The sequence below is a fragment of the Deinococcus murrayi DSM 11303 genome, assembly GCF_000482805.1.
GTDB classification, from domain to species: Bacteria; Deinococcota; Deinococci; order Deinococcales; family Deinococcaceae; genus Deinococcus; species Deinococcus murrayi.
Genome location: NZ_KI519503.1, coordinates 150,669 through 161,525, shown reverse-complemented (window position 1 = coordinate 161,525; position 10,857 = coordinate 150,669). Strand labels below are relative to the sequence as shown.

The 10,857-nt window shown below is 65.2% G+C and carries 9 protein-coding genes and 1 pseudogene; 8 read left to right on the top strand and 2 right to left on the bottom strand.

Features of this window, described 5'->3' with window-relative positions:
* From H565_RS15370 to H565_RS0112195, 8 genes and pseudogenes are all read left to right on the top strand, one after another.
* Nucleotides 1-313 (top strand): annotated as a pseudogene (locus H565_RS15370) (IS4 family transposase); the annotation flags it as partial.
* A 4-nt stretch (nt 314-317) separates the two neighbouring features.
* Nucleotides 318-1,238 (top strand): UDP-glucose 4-epimerase GalE, encoded by a 921-nt coding sequence (galE, locus tag H565_RS15365; protein ID WP_051363601.1) that lies wholly within the window; start codon nt 318-320, stop codon nt 1,236-1,238.
* Complete coding sequence (locus H565_RS16980) at nt 1,228-3,012, top strand: sugar transferase (RefSeq protein WP_157469052.1); 1,785 nt, start codon at nt 1,228-1,230, stop codon at nt 3,010-3,012. Before galE ends, H565_RS16980 begins: the two co-directional genes overlap by 11 nt.
* Nucleotides 3,009-3,977 (top strand): ATP-grasp domain-containing protein, encoded by a 969-nt coding sequence (locus tag H565_RS0112215; protein WP_027461281.1) that lies wholly within the window; start codon nt 3,009-3,011, stop codon nt 3,975-3,977. Before H565_RS16980 ends, H565_RS0112215 begins: the two co-directional genes overlap by 4 nt.
* Nucleotides 3,978-3,997: 20 nt before the next feature.
* Nucleotides 3,998-4,681 (top strand): HAD family hydrolase, encoded by a 684-nt coding sequence (locus tag H565_RS0112210; protein WP_161780317.1) that lies wholly within the window; start codon nt 3,998-4,000, stop codon nt 4,679-4,681.
* A gap of 20 nt (nt 4,682-4,701) precedes the next feature.
* Complete coding sequence (locus H565_RS0112205; RefSeq protein ID WP_157469050.1) at nt 4,702-5,889, top strand: DegT/DnrJ/EryC1/StrS family aminotransferase; 1,188 nt, start codon at nt 4,702-4,704, stop codon at nt 5,887-5,889.
* A 5-nt stretch (nt 5,890-5,894) separates the two neighbouring features.
* Nucleotides 5,895-7,718 carry a polysaccharide biosynthesis protein gene (locus H565_RS0112200; protein ID WP_027461278.1) on the top strand — a complete coding sequence of 608 codons (1,824 nt, stop codon included), beginning with the start codon at nt 5,895-5,897 and terminating at the stop codon, nt 7,716-7,718.
* Nucleotides 7,718-8,461, top strand: coding sequence for an SDR family oxidoreductase (locus tag H565_RS0112195; protein WP_034409451.1), 744 nt, complete (start codon nt 7,718-7,720; stop codon nt 8,459-8,461). Before H565_RS0112200 ends, H565_RS0112195 begins: the two co-directional genes overlap by 1 nt.
* Here the strand turns inward: H565_RS0112195 and H565_RS0112190 are convergent.
* Both H565_RS0112190 and H565_RS15360 read right to left on the bottom strand, forming a co-directional pair.
* On the bottom strand, nt 8,433-9,263 hold the full coding sequence (locus H565_RS0112190) for a hypothetical protein (protein ID WP_027461276.1): 831 nt from the start codon (nt 9,261-9,263) through the stop codon (nt 8,433-8,435). The two genes, H565_RS0112195 and H565_RS0112190, sit on opposite strands and share 29 nt — an antisense overlap.
* A complete protein-coding gene (locus H565_RS15360) occupies nt 9,260-10,783 on the bottom strand; it encodes an O-antigen ligase family protein (RefSeq protein ID WP_051363600.1) in 1,524 nt (507 codons plus the stop codon). Before H565_RS15360 ends, H565_RS0112190 begins: the two co-directional genes overlap by 4 nt.
* Nucleotides 10,784-10,857: the final 74 nt, after the last annotated feature.

Sequence of the window (10,857 nt, the reverse complement as noted above, 5' to 3'; positions counted from 1 at the left end):
TTACGCGCTGCGCTGGACAGCAGAAAACATGCATCAGGCGCTGAAATCCAGGGGCTTTTTTCTCGAAAGCACTCACCTGACTGATCCCCGTCGGGTTTCCACGCTCCTGGCCGTGGTCGCACTGGCCTTTGTATGGTGCTGTTTGGTGGGAGAGTTTGAGCAGCAGCGTGACCCGTCACGCTGCCTCAGGCACGGCTATCCCCCCAAAAGCCTCTTCAGACGTGGCCTGGATGCCCTTCGCGCCGTGCTGACCAAGCCCAACCGTGGGGCTGCACGCGCGTTTCCCGACTTTCTCGCCACTTTTGACCCCTAGAGAGATGCCGGTCATTCTGGACTCGCTGGTGCAGGGGCAGGTCGCCTTTGCCGCAGGGCATCCTCTCTATGTCGGTGATATCGCGGATCAGGCTGTGCTGGACCGCGTCCTCGCAGAACATCCAGATATCGAGGTGCTGATGCATTTCGCGGCACTCATTGATGTGGAGGAGTCCACGCGCCTGCCTGCCCTGTACTACACCGAGAATCTGGGCAAGGCCACGACGTTGCTGGAAAGGGTGCTGGCGCGGGGGGTAAAGCGCGTGATCTTCAGCTCGACGGCGGCGGTCTACCAGGGAGGGAATGGCTCACAGGGGCTGGCCGAGACGGCGCCTCTGAATCCCCTCAGCCCGTACGCCCGGTCGAAGCTGATGTTCGAGGGCGTGTTGGCAGATGTTGGCCGTCAGTTTGGGGCAGCGGCTGTGGCCCTGCGGTATTTCAATCCGGTGGGGGCCGATCCAGCGTTCCGGTCGGGGCCTTACAAAACGGACCCGTCTCATATTCTGGGTAGGCTCACCAAGCTCGCCGGGGCAGGTGGCGGGGAATTTGTGATCAATGGGGATGATTACCCGACCCGTGACGGCACTCCGGTTCGCGACTATATCCATGTCTGGGATTTGGCGCGGGCACATGTGGCGGCACTGGACTATGTACAGCGCGAGCAAGCGCCAGGCTGCACTATCCTGAATCTGGGTTCTGGACAGGGGGTCACGGTGCAGGAGTTTGTTGACGCTTTTCTGGCGGTGTCGGGTCTGGCCTTGCAGGTGCGGGTCGGGCCTCGCCGGGCTGGGGACAATGCTGGCGCGTATGCAGACATGCGCCGGGCAGCGGAACTGTTGGGGTGGCAGCCCGAACGGAGCATTCGGCAGGGAATCCACGACGCCCTGATCTGGGAGAAGCGGTGGACGAGGGCAAATGAAACCTAATGCTCCCGCCATTCTTTTTGTCGTGACCGCCTCTGTCAGCCTGGGCTTTTTGCGGGGGCAACTGACCCGCATGCGCGAGCGCGGCTGGCGTGTAGGGGTTAGCAGTGGGGCAGGCCCAGCGGGGCAGCTGGAGAGCTTTGCCCTCAGCGAAGGGGCTTCTGCTTTTCCTGTTCCCATGGAACGCGAGATCAACCCCCCTGCGGATGCGCGCGCCCTGCGGCAAATGTACAGGGCTGTGCGCCAATTCAGGCCCGATGTGCTCAACGTCGGTACACCCAAAGCGGGCCTGCTGGCGGGTCTGGCTGGGGCCGCGGCATGTGTGCCCGTCCGCATCTATACCCTGCATGGCCTGCGTCTGGAAACGGCCACCGGGGCCAGGCGCCAGCTTCTGACCTTGACCGAACGTCTGGCGATGGCGTGCGCGCACCGCATCGTATGTGTCAGCCCCAGCCTGCGCGAACGCGTCCACGAGTTGCGTCTGGCGCCCGCCCACAAGACCCTGGTACTCGGAGCAGGCAGCGCCAACGGTGTGAAAGTGCCCGAGCCGTCGCGGACACTTCCCCTGACCTCTGCCCTGCGCGGCACCCTGAACCTTCCCGAGGGAACGCCTGTCATCGGATTCGTCGGGCGCTTCACGCGGGACAAGGGTATGTCGGAATTGCTGGAGGCCTATCAGACCGTCTCCACTCGGCGTCCAGAGGTGCGGTTGTTGCTGGTCGGCGATTACGAGGAAGGGGACCCGGTTCCGGCCCAGGTCCGGGCCGCCATTGAGGAGCACCCAGGCGTGATCCGGGCTGGTTTCGTGCCCGATGTAGCGCCTTACTATCCCCTGATGACGGTTCTGGCCCTGCCAACCTATCGGGAAGGGTTTCCTACAGTTGCTTTGGAGGCGGCAGCAATGGGTCTACCAGTCGTCACCACCACTGCCACGGGTGCGCGAGACGCGGTGCAGCACGGCAAAACTGGATGGATCGTGCCAGTCGGCGACGCTTCGGCACTCGCGCAGGCCCTGGACGAGGCACTGGCGCACCCACAGGTCGCCCGTGAGCGTGGAGCGGCTGGACAGGCCTGGGTGCGTGAACAGTTCTCGCCCGAGCAGGTTCAAACCCGCTGGGCTGATTTTTATGGTGACCTGCTCGCCTGGCACTCGCTGAGCCGCCTGCAACCGCAGAAGAGAACCTTCGATGTGCTGGCCGCAGGCCTGGGCCTGTTGCTGCTTTCCTTGCCATTGGGTGTCCTGGCAGGCCTGGTGCGCCTCAAGCTGGGGACTCCGGTGCTCTTTCGTCAGGTCAGGCCGGGGCTTGCGGGGCAGCCGTTTACCATGTACAAGTTCCGCACCATGACCGATGAGCGTGGGCCGGACGGCCACCTGCTACCCGATGCCGAGCGTTTGACGGCTTTTGGCCGCTTCCTGCGCTCGACCAGCCTGGATGAACTGCCCGAGCTCCTCAATGTCTTGAAGGGCGACATGAGCCTGGTAGGGCCACGGCCTTTGCTGATGGAGTACCTGCCTCTGTATACCCCCAGGCAGGCGCGGCGGCACGAGGTCCGGCCCGGCATTACGGGATGGGCACAGGTCAATGGCCGCAACGCCCTGTCCTGGGAGGAAAAGTTTGAACTGGACGTGTGGTACGTTGAGAACCGCACGCTGGCTCTCGACCTGCGGATTCTGTGCATGACCGTTGCCAAAGTATTGCGACGTGATGGCATCAGTGCGGCGGGTGACGCCACCATGCCGATTTTCAAGGGCAGCACCACGGAGGGAACGCTGTGAACGTCCTGTTAACGAGTGCGGGACGCCGCACCTCTCTGCTCCAGGCGATACGTGAGGCGGTCTCGCCTCTTGGTGGGCAGGTGATCGGAGCAGATCTCGATCCATTGGCCCCAGCGCTGTATCTGGCAGATGTCGCGGAGCAGGTTCCCCGGGTCACGGACGCCGCCTATATCCCGCGTCTGCTCGACATCGTTGCCCGCTACCAGGTCCGACTTCTAGTACCAACCATCGACACCGAGTTGCAGGTTCTGGCCGAAGCGCAAGGTCGATTTGCCGACCAGGGCTGCCGGGTTCACATCTCGAGCCCGGAGTTTGTGCAGATCACAGGCGACAAGTGGCTGACCATGCAGGCCTTCGCGGACCATAGGATCACCGTGCCGCCTTCCTGGCTGCCGGAGAACCTCCCGGCTCCCGATACATTGCCTGAGCGGCTGTTTCTCAAGCCCAGAGACGGTAGCGCGAGCATGCATACCTACGGCATTCATCGGGATGAATTGCACAAGACCCTGACACGCGTACCGAACGCCATCATTCAGAAAGAGATGCATGGACCCGAGATCACCATCGACGCTTTTATCGCGCAGGATGGACGGCCTATTCACTTCGTGCCGCGCAGGCGCATTCGCACCCTGGGTGGCGAATCCATTCAAGGGGTAACCCTGAGCAGTAACGACCACCTCGGCGAATGGTTGACAAAAGTCCTGAATGTGGCCGGCAGTCTTGGGGCTCGGGGGGCCATCACACTCCAGGCGTTCGACACGGCGGAAGGCTACTTCCTGTCAGAAATCAATCCGAGATTCGGAGGGGGCTATCCTCTAGGATACGCCGCTGGCGGAAGGTATCCGCAGTGGCTTCTGGAGGAGATCCAGGGACGAACCGTCGAGTCGCGTCTGGGCGACTACCGAGTTGGGATGTATATGACCCGCACCAACACTGAAATCTTCACGGAAACGCCCAAGTGGTGAGTGAACGGGTGTCGCCTCGCTTGCAGGGCATCATCCTGGATCTCGACGACACACTGTATTTGGAGCATGAATATGTTCAGAGCGGCTTTCTGGCGGTCGGCCGCAGTCTAAGTGACGATCCCGATGAAGGTCAGCGCTACGGCGAGTGGTTGGTTAAGCGGGCTGCCCAGGAGAACGACGGTCAGACGTTCAATCATCTTTTGACCGCCTTTCCTCACCTAGGGGAACGCTCGGACGTACTGAAGATGGTGCGGGTGTATCGTGAACACCAGCCTGATCTAAGACTCGCTGACGAATGGCGAGAAGCCCTTGAACACTGGCGGCACCGTGGCATTTTTCTAGGACTAATCAGTGACGGCGAACTGGTTGGTCAGCAGCGTAAGGTTGACGCGCTGGGCCTAGAATCGCTGCTAGACCATATCGTCTTCACCGATGCCTACGGAAAGGATCACTGGAAACCCAGCCCTACGGCATTTCAGGAAATGGAGAGAGTCAGCGGCCTACATGGTCCCGCGCTGCTTTATGTCGGCGACAACGTGCTCAAGGATTTTGTGGCTCCGAACTCTCTCGGCTGGCGCACGGTTCGCCTCCGGCTGCCCCTGCAGGTCAGAGACCGTCTGGAGCCTGCAGATGAAACGTTTGCGGCGCAGGTTGAGGTAAATAGTTTTAGAGTACTGCGTGATCTTCTCGAAAGCTGGCTTTAAATCAGGAGAAACTGAGGTCCATGATGACACCTGAAAAAGTGAAATTCTCTGGCTGGCCCGTCTTCGAACCCGACGAGGTCCAGGCGGTCTCGGCGGTCCTCCAGTCGGGCCGGGTCAACTACTGGACCGGCACCGAGGCCCGCGAATTCGAGCGCGAGTACGCCGAGTACCTGGGCGTGCGGCACGCCATCGCCCTGCACAACGGCACGCTGGCGCTGGAGCTGGCCCTCTACGCCTTTGGCATCGGCGAGGGCGCAGAGGTCATCACGACCAGCCGCACCTTCATCGCCTCGGCGAGCGCGGCGGTGATGCGCGGCTGCGTGCCCGTCGTCGCAGAGGTCGACCGCGAGTCTGGCAACCTGACTGCCGAGACCATCCGTCCGCTCATCACCCCGAAGACCCGCGCCATCATCGCCGTGCACCTCGCGGGGTGGCCCTGCGACATGGACCCCATCATGGAGCTGGCCCGCAAGCATGACCTCATCGTGATCGAGGACTGCGCGCAGGCCCACGGGGCCTTTTACAAGGGGCGTCCGGTGGGCAGCATCGGGCACGCCGGGGCCTTTTCCTTCTGCCAGGACAAAATCATGACCACGGGCGGCGAGGGCGGCCTGCTCGCGCTGAACGATACCGCAGCCTGGCGGCGGGCCTGGGCCTTCAAGGACCACGGCAAGAGCTACGAGGCCGTCTACGAGCGCGAGCACCCACCCGGCTTCCGCTGGCTGCACGAGTCCTTTGGGACCAACTGGCGCATGCTGGAGGTGCAGGCGGCCATCGGGAGGTTGCAGCTCCGCAAGCTGCCGGACTGGATGGAGCGCCGCCGGGCCAACGCCGCTGTGCTCAATGAGCGGTTTGCCGGGCATCCAGCCCTGCGCCTCACCCTGCCGCCGGAAGAGATCTTCCACGCCTACTACAAGTACTACGCCTATGTCCGCCCCGAAGCCCTGCGCGAGGGCTGGACCCGTGATCGCATCATGACCGAGATTGCCGCCCGTGGGGTGCCCTGCTTCAGCGGCTCGTGCTCGGAGATTTACCTCGAAAAGGCGTTTCAGGACGCCGGATATGGTCCGCAGGAGCGCTTCCCGGTGGCCCGCGAACTCGGCGAGACCTCACTGATGTTCCTGGTCCACCCGACCCTCACGCCGGAAGATATGGGCCAGATGGCGGACGTGGTGGGCGACGTGCTCGCGCAGGCCACGCGGGGCTAAGTGCCGTGCCTCCCGGAGTCACCAAGTTCCTGCTTGACCTCGCCCTGTGGGGAGCGGCGGGGCTGCTCGCCTACGCTTTTCGCAAGCCGGACCTGCTGACGCTGGGCATTCCGTCCAATGTGTGGGGCTATCTGCTGCTCAGCGTCGTCGTGATGGGCGGGCTGGAAGCCTACTACAGCCTGCACCGGCAAGCGTGGCGGCGGGTGGGTGTGCTGGACCTGCACCGGCTGGGGCGGGCGGCGCTGCTGGCAACCTTGGTGATGTTCGCGCTGGGCTTCATCCTTCAGGGGTGGCTTCAGCTCCCGCGCAGCGTGCCGGTCCTGGCGGGGGTGCTGGGCTTCTTGCTGCTCGGCGGGGTACGTCTCCTTTCGCGGCTGAGTGACGAGCGGGTGCGCCTGCGGGCCGCGCCGCAGCGGCGGCGGGTGCTGATTGTGGGGGCCGGAGAAGCGGGCACCCTCATCGCGCGCGAGATGCAGCGGCACCCCGAAGCCGGACTGGAACCCATCGGCTTCCTGGATGACGAGCCGAGCAAGGTCCGCACGCGAGTGGTCGGCCTGCCCGTCTTCGGTCCGGTGGCCGAGTTGCCCGCCGTCGCCGCCCGTGAGGGGGCGCAAGAGGTCCTCATTGCGGTGCCGTCCGCTGACGGGCGGTTCGTGCGCCGGGTGGTCGACCTCGCCCGTGACGCCGGGCTGCGCTACCGCATCATCCCCGGCGTCTTCGAGATTCTCAGCGGAAACGTGAACATCAGCCAGATTCGCGACGTCAATCTCGAAGACCTGCTGCGGCGTCCCCCCGTGCAGCTCAACACCGCCGAAATCGCCGGGTATCTGCGGGGCCGCGTGGTCCTGGTCACTGGGGCGGGCGGCAGCATCGGCTCGGAGATTGTGCGGCAGATTGCCCCCTTTGGTCCCGCCACCGTGCTGCTGTTCGGGCGCGGCGAGAACAGCATCTTCTCCATCCAGCAGGAACTGGGGCGCACCTGGCCGGAGATCAAGCAGGTGGGCCTCATCGGGGACGTGCGCGACGCCGCCCGGCTGCGGGTCGTCTTTGAGCGCTATCGCCCGGACGTGGTGTTCCACGCCGCCGCCCATAAACACGTCCCGCTCATGGAGGAAGCGCCTTCCGAGGCCATCTTGAACAACGTGGTCGGCACGCAAAACGTCGTAGACCTTTGCCTGGAGTTCGGGGTGGGGCGGCTGGTCAATATCTCCACCGACAAGGCCGTCAACCCGACCAGTGTGATGGGCGCTTCCAAGCGAGTCGCGGAGATGGTCGTCTCGGCGGGGGCGGCGCGGGCGCGGGAGGGGCAGGCCTTTGTCTCAGTGCGCTTCGGCAACGTGCTGGGCAGCCGGGGCAGCGTGGTGCCCACCTTCATGGCCCAGATTCGGGCGGGCGGCCCCGTCACCGTGACCCACCCGGAGATGGTGCGCTACTTCATGACCATCCCCGAAGCGGCCCGGCTGGTGCTCCAGGCCGGGGGCCTCGCCGAGAATGGCAAGGTCTACGTGCTCAACATGGGCGACCCGGTGAGAATCGCTGACCTCGCCCGCGACGTGATTCGCCTCAGCGGTGCCCGCGACGTGGATGTGGTCTTCAGCGGCATCCGCCCCGGCGAGAAGCTCTACGAGGAACTGCTCACCCCCAGCGAAGGAGCCGACGCGACCACCCACAGCGAGATTTTCAGCGCCCGGCTGGGTCAGGTGGATGCCCCAGCCCTGCTGCGCGAGCTGCGAACGCTGCGCGAGCACGCCGAGGCCAAGGATGACGCGGCCATCCGCGCCGGCCTCGCCCGCTTGATTCCGGAGAACAAGTTTGGGAGCGTACGCTGATGGAAACCACGCCACCGCCGGTTCTTATCACGGGAGGCTCCGGACGCTTAGGTCAGGAACTCAGGGGCCTCCTGCCGAACCTCCTGGCCCCCACGCGGCAAGAGTTGGACGTGACCAACCCGCACAGCGTGCGCTCGGCGGTAGAACGGGCGCGGCCAGCGCTCATCGTGCACGCCGCCGCCTACACCGATGTGGCTGGAGCTGAACGGGACCGGGAAGCCTGCTGGCGCGTGAACGTGGAGGGGACGCGGCATGTTGCCGCTGCCGCTGCCGCGATAGGTGCGCGGCTGATTTATATCTCCACAGATTATGTCTTCAGTGGAGAGCAGGGTCACTACCGGGAAACGGATGTCCCTGGTCCCCCGGTCAACTCCTACGCCCTGACCAAACTGGTGGCCGAGGAGGCAGCGCGCCAGGCGAAGCAAGTCCTGATTGTCCGCACCAGCTTCCGTCCCCGTGAGTTTCAGCATCCGGTGGCCTTTGAGGACGTGTACACCAGTCAGGACTATGTGGACGTGATCGCTCCAATGATCGCCGAGGTCATCCGGCATGCTGATCAGATTCCTGACGAGGTTTTGCATGTCGCAACTGAACGCAAAAGTGTCTATGACCTCGCCCGCCGCCGCAAGCCCGATGTGAGGCCTGGCCGACGGGCCGAGGCGAAGGTGCTCCTTCCGGCGGACGTCTCCCTCAATACGGAGCGGTGGCAGGCGCTCAGGGGGACGTGGGGGGAGTCGGCCTGAACTCCAGCTGCCGCACCATCAGGTTCCGGTCTGCCAGCTCCTTGAAGTAGGGATTGGTCAGCCGGATGGTGAGGGGGCCGGGCGCGACGTCAAGCCGCAGGGGCTGCCGCACCCCGGAGGTCTGCACGCGGGCGAGTCGGCGGCCCCCCTGCTCCAGCTCCAGGATGGGAAAGACACCGTTGCCAGACCGTCCCACCACGCGCAGGGTGAGTTCTCCGGCGGCACAGGGCCGCAGGGTCATCGGCACGTCGGTCACCAAGGAAGCGGTGCGCGTGGATGGATTCCACGTCCCCCCTGTCTCCGGCGGAACGGTCACGGCGAGGTCGCGGCAGGCCCGCCCGCGAAAGCGGAGGTTTTCTAGGGAGGCGACCCGCGCTTCGGAGCGGTAGTAGTCATTGAAGTAACCGAGGGTCAGCCGTCCGGGGCCAGGGATGGGGACGCGGACGGTCCTGGGAGCGCCAAAGGTGAAGCTCGCCAGCGACCGCGAGTTCAGGGCGATGTCCAGCCGCGGCGGGGCACCACCGGCAACCTGACCCTCGGCGGTGACCAGCAGAATGCCAGCACGGCAAAGGTCGGTTTCCAACAGGGATTCTCCCCAGAACTTAAAGCCCTCGCCCTCTGGACGTAAGCCTCCAGCTTCCAGCTCATATCCCACCCGATAGGTCGGGGGCTGCGTGCAGTTCAGAACGGGCTGGGGGAGGGGCAGGTCAGGCGCTGCCAGCGGGAGCTGGGTCACAGCGGCGACCGCCAGCAGCGGAAGGAGGGGGGTCAGGAGCCAGAACGGGGACAGAGGCCGCTTCATGGGTGCTGCGTCACCTCCCAGCGGTATCGGCCCAGGGGCCTGGGGTCACGGCTGGAGGAGCCAGGGTAGAGCAGCAGTTCGACGGGCTGAGTTCGAACGCGAACGAGCGGGGTTTCAAACGTCAGCACGGGAGAAGCCTTTTCCTGGATGACAAAGGGCCGGCTGCCGAGCAGCGTGCAGGAATCTGGACAGCTCCGCAAGACGGCCCGGTAGTTCCCGGCTGGCCCGCTGAACTGCACCAGCACCCGGTAGGGCTGCGAGGCCGCCGCCACGGCGGGTGCATTCAGGAAAGCGAGCTGAAGGGTGCCCGGCGCAGGAGGGGGGCGCAGCAGGGGAAAGAGCGGCAAAGACAGCGCCGCCAGGAGTCCGGCAGCCGTGAGGCCGACCCCAGGAGCACTGAACTGCAACCGGGTCAGCGAGGCCCCCGCCACGATCCAAAAGACCTCGGCGAAAAAAGGACTGGGGACCAGCAGCGTGTTGTCATTGACCGTCGCGACCAACAGGCCCGCCATGACCGCCAGCCCCAGGGCCGACCGGGCCTGCACCGCCGCGACCAGGGCGGTGCCCAGCAGCAGAAATAGGCCCAGCACGCCAAGTGGCCCCGTTTCCGCCCATTGCTGCAAGGTGACGTTGTGGGCGATGAGCCAGGGATTGCCCAGACGTTCCAGCCAGACCGGGCATTCCGGCACCGCTCCGGAAGGGGAAGCAAAGAGTTCGCAGGTGCCGCCAGGGGGCGTGAGGCGGGTCCCCAACCGGTAGCTGCCCACCCCACTCCACGGCTCACTCTGAATGACGCTGAGCACGTTGTACCAAAGCACGTCCCGCCCGGTGACGTCGGCGGTGCCCAGCCGGGTGAGCGCGCCGATATCCAGCCGCTGCCCCAGATAAAAGCCCCCCGCAAGGAGCGCGGCAGCGGTCAGCAGTCCGCCCGCCCACCTCCGGCCCCCCTGGAGGACGTAGCCCGCCAGTCCTCCGACCAGGGTGGCGGCCACCGCCCCGCGGCTGCCGGAGAGCAGCAGCACGCCCGCGGCCAGCAGGGCGAAGGGCAGACGCCACCATAAGCGGCCCGCGCCAAACAGGGCGAGCCATACGCCCAGCGCTCCCGCCAGGCCCAGCGTAATCGGGGTCATATAGGGATGGCTCAGGCGTCCAATCACCAAGTCGGTGCCCCCCAGCCCGCTGGAGAGCAGGGCCGTGAGAAAGACGAGTGCCAGACCCCAGCGCATTCCCCGCAGCTGCCGGGCATCTCCCAGGGCCACGCCTACCCCCATCAGCCCCAGCATCAGCAGGGTCCGCCCCAGGGCGAGCAAGCTGGCCAGGAACGGCTCTGGGGAGAACAGCGCGGGGAGCTGCTGACTGAGCGCGTAAAACCCCAGCACCCACCAGGCGGGCCGTGGCAGTTGCCGCAGCCAGGGCAGGCTCAGCAGGGCCAGGGGAGACAGCACGTAGGCGGCGGGCAAAAGCGCCAGCCAGGGGGGAAGCCAGCGGGGCGGCGGGGTTGCCGAAGGAGGCGCGGACACGCAGAGACTATAGGGGAGGCGGGGAGACGCGGTGGCGGCGGTGCACTTTCCCGCTTCGCCCGGCTATCCTTTCC

Excerpts from the sequence above, each read along its gene's own strand:
- galE (WP_051363601.1), top strand. The coding sequence starts at position 318 with ATGCCGGTCATTCTGGACTCGCTGGTGCAGGGGCAGGTCGCCTTTGCC.
- H565_RS16980 (WP_157469052.1), top strand. The coding sequence starts at position 1,228 with ATGAAACCTAATGCTCCCGCCATTCTTTTTGTCGTGACCGCCTCTGTC.
- H565_RS0112205 (WP_157469050.1), top strand. The coding sequence starts at position 4,702 with ATGATGACACCTGAAAAAGTGAAATTCTCTGGCTGGCCCGTCTTCGAA.
- H565_RS0112195 (WP_034409451.1), top strand. The coding sequence starts at position 7,718 with ATGGAAACCACGCCACCGCCGGTTCTTATCACGGGAGGCTCCGGACGC.
- H565_RS0112190 (WP_027461276.1), bottom strand. The coding sequence starts at position 9,263 with ATGAAGCGGCCTCTGTCCCCGTTCTGGCTCCTGACCCCCCTCCTTCCG.